This is a genomic window from Novosphingobium sp. fls2-241-R2A-195 (assembly GCF_030209485.1).
In the GTDB taxonomy this organism is placed as follows: Bacteria; Pseudomonadota; Alphaproteobacteria; order Sphingomonadales; family Sphingomonadaceae; genus Novosphingobium; species Novosphingobium resinovorum.
Map to the genome: position 1 here is coordinate 25,379 of NZ_JARVRY010000022.1, position 16,229 is coordinate 41,607.

Annotated in this window: 28 protein-coding genes and 1 pseudogene; 11 read left to right on the forward strand and 18 right to left on the reverse strand. The window is 63.5% G+C overall.

Annotated elements, in window-relative coordinates:
* Positions 1-50: 50 nt before the first annotated feature.
* From QRN25_RS16155 to QRN25_RS16240, 18 genes are all read right to left on the reverse strand, one after another.
* On the reverse strand, positions 51-947 hold the full coding sequence (locus QRN25_RS16155; protein ID WP_285020243.1) for a S49 family peptidase: 897 nt from the start codon (positions 945-947) through the stop codon (positions 51-53).
* The gene (locus QRN25_RS16160) at positions 944-2,242 is read right to left on the reverse strand and encodes a phage portal protein (protein ID WP_285020244.1); all 1,299 of its coding nucleotides are present in this window, start codon (positions 2,240-2,242) and stop codon (positions 944-946) included. Before QRN25_RS16160 ends, QRN25_RS16155 begins: the two co-directional genes overlap by 4 nt.
* Positions 2,243-2,265: 23 nt before the next feature.
* Positions 2,266-3,984 carry a terminase large subunit gene (locus QRN25_RS16165; protein ID WP_285020245.1) on the reverse strand — a complete coding sequence of 573 codons (1,719 nt, stop codon included), beginning with the start codon at positions 3,982-3,984 and terminating at the stop codon, positions 2,266-2,268.
* A 97-nt stretch (positions 3,985-4,081) separates the two neighbouring features.
* Positions 4,082-4,507 (reverse strand): hypothetical protein, encoded by a 426-nt coding sequence (locus tag QRN25_RS16170; RefSeq protein ID WP_285020247.1) that lies wholly within the window; start codon positions 4,505-4,507, stop codon positions 4,082-4,084.
* A 342-nt stretch (positions 4,508-4,849) separates the two neighbouring features.
* On the reverse strand, positions 4,850-5,446 hold the full coding sequence (locus QRN25_RS16175) for a GIY-YIG nuclease family protein (RefSeq protein WP_285020248.1): 597 nt from the start codon (positions 5,444-5,446) through the stop codon (positions 4,850-4,852).
* A 141-nt stretch (positions 5,447-5,587) separates the two neighbouring features.
* Complete coding sequence (locus QRN25_RS16180) at positions 5,588-6,133, reverse strand: hypothetical protein (RefSeq protein WP_285020249.1); 546 nt, start codon at positions 6,131-6,133, stop codon at positions 5,588-5,590.
* A complete protein-coding gene (locus QRN25_RS16185) occupies positions 6,130-6,324 on the reverse strand; it encodes a hypothetical protein (RefSeq protein ID WP_285020250.1) in 195 nt (64 codons plus the stop codon). Before QRN25_RS16185 ends, QRN25_RS16180 begins: the two co-directional genes overlap by 4 nt.
* Positions 6,324-6,626: a hypothetical protein gene (locus QRN25_RS16190; protein WP_285020251.1), complete on the reverse strand. Its 303-nt coding sequence runs from the start codon at positions 6,624-6,626 to the stop codon at positions 6,324-6,326. Before QRN25_RS16190 ends, QRN25_RS16185 begins: the two co-directional genes overlap by 1 nt.
* Positions 6,604-7,317 carry a helix-turn-helix domain-containing protein gene (locus QRN25_RS16195; RefSeq protein WP_285020252.1) on the reverse strand — a complete coding sequence of 238 codons (714 nt, stop codon included), beginning with the start codon at positions 7,315-7,317 and terminating at the stop codon, positions 6,604-6,606. The genes QRN25_RS16190 and QRN25_RS16195 overlap by 23 nt, the downstream gene beginning before the upstream one ends.
* Positions 7,314-7,733, reverse strand: coding sequence for a DUF1064 domain-containing protein (locus QRN25_RS16200; RefSeq protein ID WP_285020254.1), 420 nt, complete (start codon positions 7,731-7,733; stop codon positions 7,314-7,316). The genes QRN25_RS16195 and QRN25_RS16200 overlap by 4 nt, the downstream gene beginning before the upstream one ends.
* A complete protein-coding gene (locus tag QRN25_RS16205) occupies positions 7,730-7,978 on the reverse strand; it encodes a hypothetical protein (RefSeq protein ID WP_285020255.1) in 249 nt (82 codons plus the stop codon). The genes QRN25_RS16200 and QRN25_RS16205 overlap by 4 nt, the downstream gene beginning before the upstream one ends.
* Entirely contained in the window at positions 7,975-8,844 is an 870-nt protein-coding gene (locus tag QRN25_RS16210) for a hypothetical protein (RefSeq protein WP_285020256.1), read from the reverse strand. Before QRN25_RS16210 ends, QRN25_RS16205 begins: the two co-directional genes overlap by 4 nt.
* Positions 8,841-9,008 carry a hypothetical protein gene (locus tag QRN25_RS16215; RefSeq protein WP_285020257.1) on the reverse strand — a complete coding sequence of 56 codons (168 nt, stop codon included), beginning with the start codon at positions 9,006-9,008 and terminating at the stop codon, positions 8,841-8,843. The genes QRN25_RS16210 and QRN25_RS16215 overlap by 4 nt, the downstream gene beginning before the upstream one ends.
* On the reverse strand, positions 9,008-9,493 hold the full coding sequence (locus QRN25_RS16220; RefSeq protein WP_285020259.1) for a helix-turn-helix domain-containing protein: 486 nt from the start codon (positions 9,491-9,493) through the stop codon (positions 9,008-9,010). Before QRN25_RS16220 ends, QRN25_RS16215 begins: the two co-directional genes overlap by 1 nt.
* A gap of 4 nt (positions 9,494-9,497) precedes the next feature.
* The gene (locus tag QRN25_RS16225) at positions 9,498-9,962 is read right to left on the reverse strand and encodes a hypothetical protein (RefSeq protein ID WP_285020260.1); all 465 of its coding nucleotides are present in this window, start codon (positions 9,960-9,962) and stop codon (positions 9,498-9,500) included.
* Positions 9,959-10,270, reverse strand: a complete 312-nt coding sequence (locus QRN25_RS16230) for a winged helix-turn-helix domain-containing protein (RefSeq protein ID WP_285020262.1) — start codon at positions 10,268-10,270, stop codon at positions 9,959-9,961. The genes QRN25_RS16225 and QRN25_RS16230 overlap by 4 nt, the downstream gene beginning before the upstream one ends.
* Complete coding sequence (locus QRN25_RS16235; protein ID WP_285020265.1) at positions 10,267-10,689, reverse strand: LexA family protein; 423 nt, start codon at positions 10,687-10,689, stop codon at positions 10,267-10,269. The genes QRN25_RS16230 and QRN25_RS16235 overlap by 4 nt, the downstream gene beginning before the upstream one ends.
* Entirely contained in the window at positions 10,686-10,889 is a 204-nt protein-coding gene (locus QRN25_RS16240) for a helix-turn-helix domain-containing protein (protein ID WP_285020266.1), read from the reverse strand. Before QRN25_RS16240 ends, QRN25_RS16235 begins: the two co-directional genes overlap by 4 nt.
* 97 nt (positions 10,890-10,986) lie before the next feature.
* Here QRN25_RS16240 and QRN25_RS16245 point away from each other — a divergent pair, with 97 nt between their 5' ends.
* From QRN25_RS16245 to QRN25_RS26380, 11 genes and pseudogenes are all read left to right on the forward strand, one after another.
* Entirely contained in the window at positions 10,987-11,640 is a 654-nt protein-coding gene (locus tag QRN25_RS16245) for an XRE family transcriptional regulator (protein WP_285020267.1), read from the forward strand.
* 30 nt (positions 11,641-11,670) lie between these two features.
* Complete coding sequence (locus QRN25_RS16250) at positions 11,671-11,982, forward strand: hypothetical protein (RefSeq protein ID WP_285020268.1); 312 nt, start codon at positions 11,671-11,673, stop codon at positions 11,980-11,982.
* Positions 11,969-12,355 carry a hypothetical protein gene (locus QRN25_RS16255; RefSeq protein ID WP_285020269.1) on the forward strand — a complete coding sequence of 129 codons (387 nt, stop codon included), beginning with the start codon at positions 11,969-11,971 and terminating at the stop codon, positions 12,353-12,355. Before QRN25_RS16250 ends, QRN25_RS16255 begins: the two co-directional genes overlap by 14 nt.
* A 3-nt stretch (positions 12,356-12,358) precedes the next feature.
* Positions 12,359-12,769 (forward strand): HIRAN domain-containing protein, encoded by a 411-nt coding sequence (locus tag QRN25_RS16260; RefSeq protein WP_285020270.1) that lies wholly within the window; start codon positions 12,359-12,361, stop codon positions 12,767-12,769.
* A gap of 126 nt (positions 12,770-12,895) precedes the next feature.
* Positions 12,896-13,102: a hypothetical protein gene (locus tag QRN25_RS16265; protein ID WP_285020272.1), complete on the forward strand. Its 207-nt coding sequence runs from the start codon at positions 12,896-12,898 to the stop codon at positions 13,100-13,102.
* Positions 13,099-13,344 (forward strand): hypothetical protein, encoded by a 246-nt coding sequence (locus QRN25_RS16270; RefSeq protein ID WP_285020273.1) that lies wholly within the window; start codon positions 13,099-13,101, stop codon positions 13,342-13,344. The genes QRN25_RS16265 and QRN25_RS16270 overlap by 4 nt, the downstream gene beginning before the upstream one ends.
* Entirely contained in the window at positions 13,341-13,643 is a 303-nt protein-coding gene (locus QRN25_RS16275) for a hypothetical protein (RefSeq protein ID WP_285020274.1), read from the forward strand. The genes QRN25_RS16270 and QRN25_RS16275 overlap by 4 nt, the downstream gene beginning before the upstream one ends.
* 10 nt (positions 13,644-13,653) lie before the next feature.
* The gene (locus tag QRN25_RS16280; RefSeq protein WP_285020275.1) at positions 13,654-14,751 is read left to right on the forward strand and encodes a DNA polymerase III subunit beta; all 1,098 of its coding nucleotides are present in this window, start codon (positions 13,654-13,656) and stop codon (positions 14,749-14,751) included.
* A gap of 11 nt (positions 14,752-14,762) precedes the next feature.
* Positions 14,763-15,035 carry a hypothetical protein gene (locus QRN25_RS16285; protein ID WP_285020276.1) on the forward strand — a complete coding sequence of 91 codons (273 nt, stop codon included), beginning with the start codon at positions 14,763-14,765 and terminating at the stop codon, positions 15,033-15,035.
* On the forward strand, positions 15,032-15,550 hold the full coding sequence (locus QRN25_RS16290) for a cupin domain-containing protein (protein WP_285020277.1): 519 nt from the start codon (positions 15,032-15,034) through the stop codon (positions 15,548-15,550). The genes QRN25_RS16285 and QRN25_RS16290 overlap by 4 nt, the downstream gene beginning before the upstream one ends.
* Before the next feature lie 3 nt (positions 15,551-15,553).
* Positions 15,554-16,027: pseudogene (locus tag QRN25_RS26380) on the forward strand (DNA cytosine methyltransferase); the annotation flags it as partial.
* Positions 16,028-16,229: the final 202 nt, after the last annotated feature.

Here is a 16,229-nt window from a genome sequence, read left to right on the forward strand (position 1 = left end):
TCACGCCCGCGCCGGCGCACGGTCGTGGTCATTCTCCCGGGTCGGGTGAATCAGCGAAGGGCGAGGGCGCGGCGCTCGCGGGCCGCAGCAAACTTGCGCGGGGATGGCGAGGAGACGCCGAAGCGCTGGAGCGTTTCCGCCATAGTGGCGATGCGGTCGGCCATGCCCGCGCGGACTGCGGCGGCGGCGCCGAGCATGCGCCCCTCCCCGAAGCCCTCCCGAACCGATGCGGAGGTGACCCCGCGACCGGAGGCGACGCGGTCGACGAACATGCTGTAGTAGTCATCAACGCGGGACTGCATGTGGGCACGGGTATCGTCGGACAGCGGGCCGAGCAGCCCCTCACCCTTGTAGCGCCCGGCGCTGATGATCTCGCGAGCGACGCCCTGCTTTTCGAGCGCTGAAGTCAGATCGTCGTACGCCATGCGCACGCCGATTGCACCCGCCTGCGAGCTGGGCGACATGATGATTTCGTCTGCCGCCGAACCCGTCCAGTATCCCGCACTGGCGAGACTGCCGGACACCTGCACAACGATCGGCTTCACGCCGCGCACCGCCGAGATGGCAGCTGCGGCCTCGTCGACGAGCAGGACGTTACCACCCGGCGTGTCCGCGTCGATGACGATCGCCTTGACGCTGTCGTTCGCCGCTGCAGCATTGACTGCCTGGGTGAAACCCTCGGCGGTGGTGCCGCCACCCGACGAGCTTGTCGGCACCAGGCTTGCGCGAGGCGAGATGATGCCACGCAGGGGAACAATCGCGACGGCGCCATCCTGACGCGCGACCGCATTGGCGGTCTGCGGCGCGATGCGCGCCTCGATGTCCGCCGCGTCGAACTTCACGCCATCGGCCTGCATCGCGAGGAAATCCGCGATGGCGAGCAGCTTTTCAGGCTGCATTGCCCAGATTTCCGAGGCGAAGGCGAGGAGGAGATGCGCGTACTTCATGCCGGTTCTTCCTCTTCGGCGGGTGGCTGGGCGGGGGGTGGAGCGGAGGTCGCCGGTTCGCCCGCAATGGCGCGGTCGAGCGTCTGGACGTTGTTGGACACGAAGTTGATATCGCCCTGCGCGCCGATGCCCGGCTGATCCTCGAGCGCGAGGATCTGGTTCATCGTCATACCCAGCTCGAACATCGTCTTGTAGAAGGCGGAGCGAGCGGCCATGTCGCCGCGCAGGATGGCGTTCATGTTCATCTTCACGCGCAGGCCCTTCGCGCGCTCTACATCGGTGAACAGCTTGTAGTTGTATTCCTGCTCCGTCGCCTGGACCCATGGCGATACGGTGTTGAGGATGAAGCCCAGCATCAGCTGCTCAATGCCCGTGCCCCAGCTGGTGGACTTCTCATGGCTCTGCACCATGATCAGCGGCACGTCGAACATGCGGGCGATCTCGGCGATCTGGAATTCGCGGGTGCCGAGGAACTGCGCGTCATCCGGCGGGATCGTGGTCTGAATAAACTTCATGCCCTCTTCGAGGACTTTGATGCGATGGGCGTTTTCCAGTCCGCCCTGCTTCTCGATGGACGCCTCGGGGCGCTCCGGATTGGGCTTGCCGTCCGCGCCGCGAATGTTCGTGCGCGCGTTGCCGCTGAGCTTGCCCGGATGCATGAGAAAGCCGCCGCTTTTCATGTCGTTGGCGAAGAACTTGCCGCCGAATTCCTCGAGCGCCTTCGCCATCCCCATGGCCTCGCGAGCGATCGCGACCTGCGAGTATCCGATGTAGCCGTCGTGACTGAGGTCCATGACGTGCGCGACGTTGCCGTGGTCCAGCTCGAATGTCTTGCCGTCGATGTTGGTACGAAACTTCAACTCGCCGCCGACACGATGGGGTCGGGTGCGATCGGGAAGGAGGGGCCACAGGCCCACGGCCTCACCCCTCACGTTGCGCTCGATCTCCTGGTACCCGTTGCCCCACAGCAGAGCATGTCCCTGTGTCGTCTTGCGCAGCGTACGCGACGACATGTAGTCGTTCGGCCTGATGCCGATGCGCTGCGACATCGGATGCTGATCGACGCTGGCCCATCCGCCCTTGCCGTCCGGCTGCACGATCTGGACGGGGAAATTCGCAATCGGGTTCGCGATCCGGTTCACGCACGCATAGACGATCGGAAGATACAGCGCCGTACTCTCGGAGATCGAGGTGCCTGCGTTCGTCTTCCCGCCGCCCATCATGCGAACGAACCAGCCATCGCCGCCACCCATGGACGATGACGGCCCGTATCGGTCCTGGCCGGTCAGTGCCATCCAGGCATTTCCGATGCGCCCCATTACAGTTCCTCGATCGAGATCTCGTAGAGACCGCGCGATTCATAGACGCTGGTGGTGTCCTCTTGCGGGGTCACCATGGGCACGACGGCGTTGATCATGGCATCCACTCCGTCGATCTTGTTGGGGCTGTTCGGCGTCTCCTTCTTGGGAAGAAGAGAGCCGTTCACGCGGCGGTCGACGACGGCGTTGCCGATCATCCATGCCATAACCGGGTTGCTGTCGTGGCGCAGATGGTTGGCGCCGGCCTTCACCCGCGCCTCCACTTCCTTGGCCGGGTCAGTGACGTTGTTCGCGTTCTTCGACAACTGGCAGGCGAAATCTTCGCCGCCGTCCGCGAAGTCCTCGTTGAGACGCGAGGCCATAGCGAGGCCGCTGTTCCACTGGTCGAAGGTCACCCGGTGGATCGCCAGCTGCGATTCAAGGTCACGGATCAACGCCTCAATGGCGTTGTGGTCGATGAAGTTGCCCGGCGTTGCCGTGAGGTGACCCGATGCCACCCACTGCTTGTAGAGGTCGGTGATCTGTCGAAGCGAGTTGTCCTGGCTATCGAGCCGAGCCTCCGGACAGAAGAACCAGCACTTGATGAGCCATTGGCCGTCGTCGTTCTTTGCCGCCAACACGATCGCAGAAAGGTCGTCCACGTTCGAAAGGTCGGCGCCGATATAGCAGTCCAGCCCGATGAAATCGTCGAGCGTCAGGCTATCGTCGGCGCACGCAATCCACTGCGAGACATTGAGCCAGGCGGACGCCGCGCCCAGCCAACGATTGAGGTTCTTTGTGAGGAAATTTCCCTCGGCAGAAGGACTTGCCTTCGCCTCGATGGCGCGTTTCCTGATTTCTTTCAGCAGCGACGGAGCCGCTACCGCAAGTGGGTTGGCCTTGATCCAGTTGCGCTCGTCGTAGGGGTCATCCCCCTCCTTGCGCTCGGGCGTGAAGTCCTTCGGGCCGTCGAGCGTGTAGATGATGACGAACATGTGCTCGGCGATGATCGAGCGCTCCAGCACCTTCGTTCCGAACGTGCGCTGCTCGTAGCAAATGCCAAGGGTATTGAAGCCCGCCGTCGTGATGATCCAGAGAAGGGGCTGCAACCGGGCGCCGAAGGCGGAGACCATGACGTCGTATAGACCGCGATCCGAGTGGGCGTGCAACTCGTCGAGAGTGACGACATGCGGATTGTGCCCATCCTGAGACTTCGACTTGCTGTGGATCGGCTGCATGTAACCGCCGTTTTCTGCGCAAGTGATCGACTTGGCCCAAGGGATGAGCCCGAAGGCTTCCTGCAGAGCAGGGGTCTTCTCGATCATCCGCTTGGCGGGATGGAAGACCTTCTTGGCCTGGTCGAACGTCGTTGCCGCCGTCAGGATCTGTGGGCCCGGCTCGTCCTCGCACGCGAGGCAGTACAGAGACACAACGGCGGTCAGAGTCGACTTCGCGTTCTTGCGGGCCAGTTCCTCATAGACGACGGTGAACCGCCGCAGCCCGGTTTCCTTGTCCCGCCATCCGAACACGACGACGAGGATGAAAATCTGGAAGTCCTCGAGGTCGATCAGACCGCAGCGGTTACCGTGTTCGCCACGCAGCACTATCGCGCGTGGACATTTACACCAGTTGCCTTCGACGTGGGGCAGCTTCTCGGCGAAGTCGCACACGTCATTGCCGTGCCACGGGTCGAAGTAGTAGCCGAAGTCCTTCTTCTTCGAGCGCTTCAGGTCGTCCAAGTGGCGCTGCGCAGCGAGGCGAACCCACTTGCAATGCGCCGTTTGCTTCTTGTCCGCCGCCGCGCGCTTCGCATAGGCGAGCGCGATAGCGGTATAGTCACGAGCGTGACCGGTGTCCGTTGCGCTGGAACGGGTTGCCCGGCTTCGTGACATCCGCTGCACCTCCGCCACCGCCGACGCGGCTCTTCGGCCCCGCGATGCGGAGCAGCTCTTCATGCTGGCGCAACACTGTCAGGTATGCGGCCGGGGGCGGATCGCCGCCGGCGTTGAACGCCTGGCGCACGAGGGCCTCGAGCGAGCAGTACCGCGCGAACAGGGCGCTATCGATTTCGGTCACGCCCGCCGCCATCACGCGGCCGAGTACTTCCATCCAGACCTCTTGCGCTTGCGCGGTCATGTATTCCGGCATGATCGGCGGATCGCCGGGGACGACGATCTCGGTCTTTCCGCCATCGCGGACGGGTTGGAATGTGCCGCGAGCCAGCTTGGCGGACGGCGTTTCAGCCTTCGGCCCTCGCTTCACGGGCACCTCCAAAATCTAATGTGCATCCGAAAATTTAATTTGTACCCAACGTGTTAATCCGCACGCGCAAAAATTTGCCCTCCCCTGCGCCAGACACCCCCTCATCGCCCAACTTTTCGACCACCCCCCTCCGATCGAGCCTTTTCGCCGTCGTGGTGTGGTTTACAAAGGGACTTGAGGGGGCCGTCGCAGAACGCGGCCCAATCGCCGCGATGAGGGGGATCATGGTCGGCGATGGTGGCGGCCGTCACGCGGCCATCACGATCACACATCCAGCATAGAGGTTCGCGAGCAAGCTGATCACGCCGGCGCCGCTTCCAAAACGCAGTGCCGTACCAAGGCTTAGTCTTCTGTCGGTACGCGTTGTCGCGAGGTCGAAGAAGTGGAGCCTTTGCCCTCGCTGTCTTGGGCGGTCGGTTTGGCATCGATAGCTCTTTGAGCGTACTCCCTGAGGTCGTTCAAAGGATAGACGCGCCGGCGCACTCGGCTACGGGAGTATCGGGAGTTGCGATATGGTGGACCACTCTCGCCCAAGGCGAGCAACGCATCAGTACTGATGCCTAAGAAGCGAGCGGCGTCGTCAAGCGACAGGGAGCCCTTATTGGCCACTGCCAGCACCTTACCCGCTTCACCCCATCCGGCCTGCGCCATCAACCGCGCATCATTGGCGAGACTGCATCTATTATAACGAGGAGCGAACCGGCCGATGTACTCCCGCTCCCGCTTGTCCAATAGATGCTGCGGTATTGGAATCCATGAGAACCGATCAAAACTCTTAACACCTTCGGTGAGATGGTTCCCTATTCGCTTCCGAATATCGATCGCTTGTCCAACATAAACGACATCGGTGCCGCTATGTAGGAAGTAGATGCCGCTTACCTTTGGTGCTGGCAGTCCATTCACGAATGCGCCTAGATCATCACTCAAAATGACTTGCACCTCATCCGCTTACGCTTCGCGCGGCCCACCCGAGCGATCACGCTGCGGTTGGTGAGGGCGTAGGTGCCGAGGCACTAAGGCGAACGCCAGCTGCTCCCGGCAGCGTTAGATGAGATCAATACAAGAACAGAGTGAATGCGGTCAAGCGGCCATCAAATTATGTGGAGCAATGTGCACAGGGATATCGAGGCCGGTGAAAGACACCACCGCATACCTGCCCCGCGCGCCTACCACTGTCCCAACAAGCCCCTCAAACCCCGCGTCCGCAAACCTAACGCTATCGTTGATCTTGAACACCGGCGCTTGCGCCTTCGGCCTACCTCGCTGTTCGGCCAGGCGGAGTGGGTCCAAAGCGCGATCGGAAATTCTAGGATATCCGTCATTGTGCTTGAACGGCGTGAAGTTCGGTAACGGGAAGCTCACCTCCCTGCTCTCCATGTCGCACCATGAAGTGAGCGACGGCGACAGCGCCCTCGATGCGGCGATGAGAATCGGCAGGCGGTCATGCTCAGCGAAGACAATCGTCGGCGTCATGGCGGAGACGATTTCCTTTTGTTTTCGTTGAGGGCCAACCCTGATCAAGCGCCGCTCCTGCGGCGTCCAAGCCCGATAGCCTGCGGCGGTTAGGGCAGCAGCAAGCAGCAAGGTGCGGCTGGGCGCCGTGCGGAGGATGCACCAGTTGTTCAAGAGTAGTCCTCCAGTGCATCGATGATCTCGGTGACAGTCAGATCAAGGTCCAGCTCCTCAAGGAATCGGAGAAGGTGATCGCGCCACAACCGCATGTCGGCCGCATCTGCGATGGCGGGGCGAGTGAATGTTTCGCGCTTCCGGCTGTTGGCCGTGCTCTCCATCGCCTCGATTATGTCCTGCGGGCCCATCACGCCGCGAAGTCCTGCTCGGTGACGGGGTGCATGATCCGCCAGTTGTGGCGGCTGCGCTCGTCCTCCTGCTCGCGGCGCTGCTCGGCATGGCGCTTGGCCGACGCAATCTCATCGTCGACGAGCATCGGCACGCCGCTCTGGCCGACGATCCAGACGAGGCCTAGCTTCTGCAGGCGCTCGTTTTCGTTTCGCCACGCGCACCAGTCGTGCGGGTTGTCGTAGCCGAATGGGCAGTGGTCGGTCTTGCCGGGGCCGTCCTGCGCATCGGCGCGGCGGTCAATTAGCCTGTTGCCGGTCATATTTGCCCTCCAGGATCTTCACGAAGTTGCTCGGGGAAAGGATGAAGTCGAAGTCGCACCGCCATCCGCGGTCGTTAGTGCCGCGCAGGAACGGGGATTGCTCGATGCGCCGGAAAACGGCGAGCCAGTCGTCGATGCTGAACCGCTTGGCCTGCAGCGCGGCCTTGCGCTTTCGCTCGTCGGTGAGTTTCACGGCGGTGGCCAGCTGGCAGCGGCTGGCCAGATCGTTCCAAGCCTCAACGATTTCCGAAATCGAAAGGGTAGGGTCGCCGTCAGGCTGACTATCCTTTGACGGTTCTTGATGGTTCTTTGACGGTTTGTCCGCAGCCGCTGCGGGGGTGTCCCGCAACGGCTGCGGGGGTCCCCCGCGACGGTTGCGGGGCGCAGTCCCTGCGGGGCGCGAAGGCTGCGGGGGTGCATCCTCTGCGGGGGTGCAGTCCTTGCGGGGGTGAACCCAATACTCACAGCCACGGCCTGCGACCTCACGGCGGGTGACATGGCCCGCGTCGACCAGCGTCTTGATGACGCCTTGCACGGTCCGCTGCCCCTTACTGCACTTGCGCGCGAGGGCGAGCATCGACGGCCAGCAATGGCCTTCGTCGTTGGCGCAGTCGGCCAGCGCCAGCAGGACGATCTTCTGACTGTCGGGAAGCTGGAGCGCCCAGACCTCTGTCATTACGCGGACGCTCATTTCGTGGTCACCCTGAAGTCGATCTCGGGCCACAGGGTCTTCGCCAGCGCCCAGCGCAGCGGGAAGTCACGCACGATGATGCCCTTGCGGTCCTCGACGACCTTCCGGCCGTTCTCGATGTAGGAGAAGTCGGCGCGCAGGCGGGCCTGGTGCCCGTTGTCCATCATGACCGGCCGGTCGCCGATGGCGAACTTGAACTCGGGTTGATGCTCAAGGCCGACGATGGCCCCGGCTCGCTCGAGCATGGTCAACTCGTAGCAGCGCTTCGCCTCGCTCTTGCTGTCGTGCATGTGGCCAGCCGCGCAGGCGGTCTTCTTGGCCGCATACTTGTTCTTGGGCTCTTCCGGCGCAAACGGATTGCCCGGCACGGGCGCAGCACGCTTGCGGCTGGTTGCGAAGGGGTTACGCGCCTTCATGGGAAGATCGCCTGCTGCGTGCGCTCGGTCGGCAGCGGGTTGGCGTGCAGGAACGCGGCCTGATCCGTCTTCGCGCGCTCGACGGCGTCCACGGCTGCCAGCCGATCCTGCTGATACGCGGCGATCTTCTCGTCGACGCGCGCAAGGCGCTGCTGCGCCATCTGCACAAGCTGTTCGTGCATCGCGTGCGTGGGCTCGGCCGTGTGGATCTCGCGCAGCAGCTGCGCCATCTGCGACCGGCTCATGCCGCTTTCCGCCGCTTAATGGGTTCACCCCAAGCCTCGACAAGCGCACCGATCGCGGCGCGAAATGCAGCGTCCCGCTGTTCGCGGCGCTCGCCTTGCCTGATCCAGTGAATCGCGCTGGTGTGATCTTCCCGGTGAAGCGAATGCGCAATCACGGTCGTGGACATACCTGAGCGCTGCAAGGCGATCGCGATAGCGTAGCGCGCGGGCATGAGGTGCTGAGAGCGGCTCAACGAAAGGATGTCATCGACGCGGACGTCGAATATCTTCTGAGCTTCGGCCATAACCCGATCGAGCGGGCCATCAGGCGCCTTGGCGCGCGGGCCGTCCGTCAGACAGGCCAGTGTGACGCGCGCGCCCTCGTCGAAAGCCGAGATGATCACATCGTCAGCCACGGCGGCTGGAGCACCAATCGACCGACGGAACCGCGCCATTTCGACGGCGTGCTGATCCTCGATCATCCGCCGTGCTTCATCGGATGGGATGCGCCCACGCACGAGCGCCTTGTAGTCCTCGCGCAGATGGGGCGGGCACCACGACAGCTTGGTGGCAGACTGCCTCTTGCCGCTGCGAACCCTGGCGATCGACCCCTTGGGCTGGGCCGCATTGCCGCGCTTCCATAGCTCGCGCTCGATGCAATGCTTGCGGCGGCCCTCGATGGACTGCGGCAGCTTACCCATCTTGATCGCAAGATCACGCATGCGTTCCAGCCGCACCGGGTCCGCATGCAATTTCATGCGCGCCGCGCGCGCCTGCTTCTCCCGCCACACCGGGTCCTGCGCGAGCGCGGCTGATATGTGCCGCTTGCAGTATCCGCTCTTGTTCTCGGCACCCAGGCGGTTGCCACATGTCTTGCAGCCGCTCATGACGCCTGCGCTCCCAGGCCGCGCTTGATGCGACCCCAGACGTTGGCGGTTTCCCCGGGCGTCAGGCCGAGCGCACGACCGGAGGCGCTTACACCCCCCCCGTTGGCGACCAGTTCAGCAAGCCGATCCATCAGCTGCGGCATGTCTTCGCGAGGAGCAGCCATTACGCAGCACCTTCACGCTTGGTGCGCAGGCCATCCAGCCGCCACTTGAGCTGTGCGAACGACTTGTAAGCCGCCTCGATGCATTCGCCGCCGTCCAGGACTTCGGCATCACTGATGGCGTTGTCGGCAAGGGCCGTCGCGAGGAAGAGTTGGCCGCGGGCCGCGCCAACCGGCAGATCAAGGTCGGACGAGCACACAGCACTCAGTTCGGCTACCTTGCCGCCGATCAAGCCCGCCACCGGCCCGAGGCGGTGTAGGCCATACTCGCGCCCGATGCGCAGGAGCGTGACGGCGTTCAGGTCGCCGCGCTTGTTACTGGCGTTGTTGATCGTGGCCTTCGACGTGCCCAGCCGGTCGGCGACATCTTCGTCGCTCTCGCCGAACTCGGTCTTGATGGCATTGATGATAGCAGCCACTGCAGCGCGGTAAGAATTATGGTGCAGCGCAGCAGAAGCGGTCAGGACTGTGGGTCTGGAGGCGGTCATATGCTCACCTATGAACAGAGGGAAACAACAGGGCGGGCGCAGGGCGCCGCGAGTGCTTGCAGCCGATGTCGGCTCGGGTTCCGCAGCGAATGCACGGTTCACGATCGACGCGGATGGGTTCGGGCTTGGGTGCGACGGGGGCAGGGGCGGGCTTCGCCTTCGCCTTGCGCTCGACACACGCGGCTGGATCGCGGTCACGCCAGTGGGGCTTGCCGACATCGCCAGCGGTGCGCTTGCCCGTCTCGACGATGGTGACGATGCGGTTTCTGGAGTAACGCTCGATCAGGATCAGCCCGCGCTTTGCGAGGCGACGCAGGGCCGTAGTGCCGGCGAAGGCGGTTTCGAAACCGAGAGTGGCGGCCAGGACTTCGTTGCTCGGGCAGGGCTTACCGGTTTCGGCGCAGTCAACGAGGATCGCGAAAATGCGGTCATCGTCGGCGATGATCTCGGCGCGGGTTCGATCGTTCATGCGCGGGTGTCCCATGCATATCCCCGGCCAGGCACGTTGCGCACAGGCAGCTTGTCGCCGAACGTGCGGCGCAGGGCGCGGATATGAGTGGCGAGGGTACCTTCGCCGGTGCCGGGCAGGTCCCGGTGCGTGATGGCCTCGCCGTTCGCCCAGGCGATCGCGTAGAGCACGCGCACGAGGTTGCGGGGCAGGGCGATACGCTCTTGGTCGTAATGGACCTCAGTCATCCCGATCCACCACTTGCCTCGGGTGACGGGCGTGCCGGTGACGGTATTGCCGCCGCAGTGCGGGCAGGGGATGTGGCTCATCGCGGCGCCCCCGCGGCTGGAATGCCGACGAGCCCGGCGAAGGCGACATCGCTGTGATCGCAGAAGGCTTCGCCGCAGACGGCGCAGGTGGCGACTTCCGCCCGGTCGACGATCTGCCGGTCGCGCATGTAGACGACGGCGGTGTGGTCGCTGCCGGGGCCGGAAATGTCGATGCCCATGTACACGGGGGCGGCTGGGGACGGGGCGGGCTCGCCGATCACCTGCCAGCCGCTAAGCGGGCAGCGGCGGATACGGCCGCGCTGCTCGAGCAGGTCCAGCAGCTTGTGGACGCTCGACTTCGACGCCAGCCGCATATGCTCCTGCATGACGCGCAGGCTGGGCGCGAGGCCGCCGTGCTCGGCAGCGTAGGCGCGGATGAAGTCGAGCAGCTCCTGCTGGCGCGGGGTGAGCGAGATCATGCGGCTCTACCTTGCTCGACGAGCAAATCGCTTGGTGCCGTTTTGCCGCCGGTGGCCTGGCTGATCTTGATAGCTAGCGGCAACGAGGGCTGACGTTGACCATAGACGATCTTACGAATGGTGTTCTCCGCCTCGCCGACGCGGGCGGCGAACTCGGATACGGCCACTTTCTCGGCCTTCAAATAGTCGAGCAATTTCATGTGCCCTGATATGCCCAATACGGGCACATCCAGCAAGCGCAAAATGTGCCCAACTGGTCCACTATCCCGTTATGCCCTTTCTGGGCACATACGCGGCATGGCAGACAACAACATTGCGGCCTTCCGAAAGCGCCGCGGTCTATCGCAGACCGAGCTGGCTGAGCAGATCGGGACGACGCTGAACATGCTTGGGAAGCTGGAGCGCGGCGACCGCTCACTCGATCAGTCATGGCTGGAAAAGATCGGACGCGCTCTAGCCGTTGCTCCGCATGAACTTATCGCGCCTGATGTGGCGGTGGAGGCCATCGCCGCAGTTTCCGTGCTGCCGCCGACGGCTGACGAGGTCGTCTACATCCAGAAGCTCGACCTATCCCTTTCCATGGGACCAGGTACCCATATTGACGACTGGGTGGAGGCCGAGCCTGTCCCGTTCGGCCTCGATTTCATCCGAACCGTTACTCGGACATCATCGGACCGGCTCAAGCTTGTGACCGGCATCGGCGATAGCATGTATCCGACCCTCAACTGGGGCGACGTAATCCTGATCGACACGACCGAGCGCCAGCTGGCGCGGCAGGATGCTGTCTACTGGATCGACCTATATGGAGCTGCAGGGCTCAAGCGCCTCCGCACTGTGGGCCCGGGGCGAGTGCTTGTCGTTTCCGACAATCCGAACGTGGCAGATCAAGAGGTCGATGCCGCTGATCTGCGCATACAGGGCAGGGCTATTTGGTTGGCGAGGGGAATATAATGCGTTGGCATTTAGCTGCGGAGATCGAAAATGCTTGATTTCTCCATTCCGCTAAAGCGCGTCTTAAATGAAATTGCGGACGACACTTCTGTAAATAGCGATCTTCGTGCGCCAGCTACTAAACACGACGTTATGAAATTAGGAATAGCATTGTTGGGCGCGCAAGTCGCGACCGCGGACCTCGCAATGAGCATCAATGAAAATAGAGAGGATTTTTTAAAGCACGTAGAGAATTTCGGCACTAGAGTTGGCAGGCTGGTTACGGTAATAATAAATATTTCACCGGACAATGCTGATAAGTTCAACGCGGCTTTCGAAGAGTTTCTTGATGCAGGAGAATAATGTCCATCATATGGATTTTGGCTCTCGCGTAGCGAGCAGGATGGTCGATTCGGCTAGTCATTCCGGGGACTTGAAAGGCGGAGATGGCGGTGGCACATCCGGAGGTATGTCAGAGGAAGCTCTTAAGCCACGTGTAGATTTTCTTCACACCGCTTTCCTGTGGCTGGCTGGCCTGATGGTCACGGCCTTCTTGGCCCTCATTACCGTCAATCTCACGTTAGCGGGTAATGCCAATACTCGTACCGATAAGCTCGTTGAAACGGTCTCTGGTCTGAATAGGCAGGCGGGGGAAGTTGCATCCAACCAGGATGAGGCGAACCGGCGCTTAGACCGCATCGAAGCGAAAATCGATCGCCTCCTTGAAAAGAAGTAGGACATGCTTCCTGCCTTGTCGCTGGCGGTTGTTGGCGCCGACTACCCCAACAAAGGCAAGATGCCCGGTCGCCGGTTCGAGATAGCCCTCTGCGCGCCAGGGGATCCTCTCGAACTGCGGCCGGAGCCGAAGAACCCTGCCGACGAAAACGCCATCGCGGTCTATTCCGAGAGAGACGTGCAGATCGGCTACGTCACTGCCGAGCGAGCGCCCCGGATCGGCCAGCTAATCCGGCAGGGCCATACTATCACCGCTATATTCCAGGAGGCCACCTGCTACGGCGCTGTGGCCCGCCTCGCGTTCGATGGCGAGCAGCCGACATTGCCCGATATCGCCGATGGCGCTGACGACGAATCAATAGACGACTTCGACCAGTCTCCGAATTGGCGCGACCCGGACGGTTGGCCAGCCTAAAATATATGCCCGCAATGGGCATATTTTCATGATTGACATATGCCCAAATAGGGCACATTAAACCTCCAACAACCCAGCAGTGAGCCGCAAGCGCAGACCTGCCGGGATCCATGTTGGAGACCGTCGATGCCCATCGCATCCCCCATCACCATCATCCGAGACGCGCCGCGCGGACCCGAGCAGGTAACGCTCGTTGACCTTCGCGCCGTCGAGGCGCTGATCAGCAACTATAACTCCGCGATCGACGCGCCGCCGCATCTGCAGGCCGCTTCGTTCAACCTCGCTCGCGCGCTGGCTGAAGTCCGCCTGATCGAGTGGGGTTCGGGATCGTGAAGCGCCTAGCCATCTACGTCATCACGCTGATCATCGGCACCGCGGGGCTGATCGGCGTCGAAGCCTGGTCGCGGCTCATCACCGCCAAGGACGGTCCGGCACGCGCCTTCATCCTGTCGGATCGCTTCTGGCCCACCGTGGCCGGCGGCGCAGCCCTCTCGGTCGCCGCCGCGATCGGCATGGCCCTGCTTCTCCTTCACATCCCGAGCCGCTCGGGTCGCATGCCGGAGCGCGGCGAATGATCGCGCCCTGCACCTCTCTCCCAACCGCAGCGCCAACCGGCCGAGCCCCGAACCCCCCTGTTGATGGCCGGGATGCGGTAAACCCTACCCGCGGCGTTGGTGCCGCCGCGGGCAACCTCCACCTGACGCCCGCCGAAGAGGAGGCCGTCGCAGCCTACCTCGGCCGCGTGTGGCGCGGTGCGACCGGCCTGACGGACGTGCCCGGTCCGGAGCAGCTTTTCACCCTCGTCGACCTGACGCTGCGCAAGGCCCGTGAGGCCATCGCCGAGCGGATCGACGACGCCGACATTCCCTACTGAGGTCCTGCACATGCCCATCGTGATTGAATCCGGCCAGCTTGCGCGGGCCATGAAGTCGGCCGCGACGGTCGTGGAGCGCGGGACGCAGCCGATCCTGGCAAACGTCCGCCTCCGCACGGTTGACGGCATGGTGGAAATCGCCACCACCAACCTTGATGTCGAGTTCCGGCAGTTGGTGTCGCTGGCCGTCCCCGGTGAGATCGACACGACGATCGAGGCGCAGAAGCTGCTGGCGATCGCCAACGCGGCAGAAGGTGCGCAGGTCAAGCTGACGCAGGAGGATGGCCGGGTGATCGCCCAGGCCGGGCGCAGCCGCTGGGTGCTCCCGTCGCTTGAATCGCAGTGGTTCACGGAACTTCCGTTCGACGGGCAATCCGCCCCGGTAAACATCGGCGGTGCCGCGCTCGCGCGCATCTTCTCGCGGGTGGGCTGGTCGATCTGCACAGAGGAAACGCTCTGGTGGCTGTGCGGCGTCTACGTCGATCCCGAGCCTACCGCCAACGGCGCTGTCATGCGCTTTACGACCGCCACGAAGGCGACCTTCGCCAGCGTCATCTCGGACGTGCCGTGGCCGGAGGGTGCCGCGCCGATCACCATCGCCAGCAAATGCGTGCGACTTATGGAGGGTCTGGTTGCGGACCATGACGAGGTCGCGATCGCCTGGGACAAATCCAAGATCCGCATCACCGCCGGGGATGCCCAGCTGACGGGCAAGCTCATCGACGGCCCGTTCCCCGCCTATCGCAACGCCTACAACTTCGCGACCGAAGAGCCGGTGCTCGTCGATCCCGAGGCCCTGCGTAAGGCGATCAAGCGCATCGAGATCGTTGGCCTGGACAAGTCGCGCAGCATCGCGGTCGATGTGCAGGAGGGTGCGCTTGAGGTGCGCCCCGCCGGGAACGGCGCCGGTGAGGCCAGCGAGCATGTGCCCGCCAGCTGCCAGCCGCGCCATCGCAGCGGCTTCGACGGACGCCTGCTTTCCGAGGCTCTGCGCTGCGTCGGTGGTGACACCGTCGAGATCCACCAGGCATCCCCCACCACTTCCGCCCTGCTGCGCCGCGCCGTCGATGACGGTGTCATGTGCGGCCTCGGTCCGATGTCTCTCTGAAGGAGGTTCGTATGTACGTCGATACCGGCATATTCTCCGAAATCGCCGCCGCCATCTACGCAGGCGACAACGATAAGGCCTGTGAGCAGCTCAACCTGCTGCGCGCAATCAGCGGCGAGGAGGCGGCCGAGGTGATCATGCGCGCCCGTCGCGCTGTGACGCCGCTGCCTGCGCCCCGGCCGCTCGCGAAGGCGATTTCGCTTCCCGCCATCGGGGTTGACCCGCGCGCGCACTTCGGTGGCCCGGCCGCCGACAGCCCGCGCATCAGGAGCTTCGGCGCGTGAGGCTGGGTTACGCATCCCTTCCTGACATGCAGGCATGGGCTGAGAGCGTCATGCGCCGTGAGCAGGATTTCGTCATCGGCGACCGGCAGCTGCTGCGCTGGTGGGTGATCCCGCGCAACGAGCAGGTGAACGTCTATCTTCACGCCGTGCTCAAGAGCGACGAGGATCGGGCGATGCACGATCACCCGTGGTCGAATGTCAGCTTCCTGATCGCCGGCAGCTACATCGAGCACACGCCCGAGGGCCGGTTCGTCCGGCGCGCTGGCGACGTCATTGAGCGACCGGCTCACGCTATGCACCGCCTTGAGGCGATCCCCGGCGAACGGGCTATCTCGCTTTTCATGACCGGGCCGAAGGTTCGGGAGTGGGGCTTTGCCTGCGAACAGGGCTGGGTGCACTGGGAGGACTTCGTCAGCCGCGAGAACGAGGGCGCTGTTGGTCGCGGATGCGGTGAGCATGGTGCCCTGTCGCCGGTCACGCCGGTGGGCCAGCCGCGCGCAGCGGTGGAGGCCTGAGGTGTGGCTCTACGTACCCGAAACATCCTCTCCCTGTGCGCAGGGGTCGGAGGCCTTGAACTCGGCATCCAGCTCGCACTCCTCTATCGGGGAGAGGCTGGCCGAGGCGTCTGCTACGTGGAGAGGGAAGCTGCAGCCGCCGCAAGCCTGGTCGCGTCGATGGAAGCAGGGTGGTTTCATCCGGCGCCTGTCTGGTCTGACATGCGAACCTTCGACGCTCGACCTTGGCGTGGCGCAGTTCATATCCTCGCTTCGGGCGACCCCTGCCAGGACAATTCCGTCGCCGGAAAGCGCGCCGGGGCCGATGGTGAGCGCTTCCTCGCCGCCGAGGTCACCCGCGTTGCCGAAGAGTGCCGGCCTGATGTTGTCTTCCGAGAGAACGTCCCGGGGAACGCGCACGAACAGCTCGCCGCCATCGCTCCACCACTGGAGGGGATGGGCTACCGCGTTGCGGCAGGAATATTCAGCGCGTCCGGCACTGGCAACACCATGCGACGCGAGCGACTGTTCATCATGGCCGTCCGCGAAGACAGCGACGGGTGGATGGGAGCGCGATCCGAAGACGGGCAAGAGGGTTCTGACCTTGCAGGGTTCGGCGGAAACGTGGCGGGGCCCCTCGGACTTGTCGAAGCGGGGCGGGAGCCAGCCGCCGGAGAAGCGGATGGCCGGAGGGCATTCC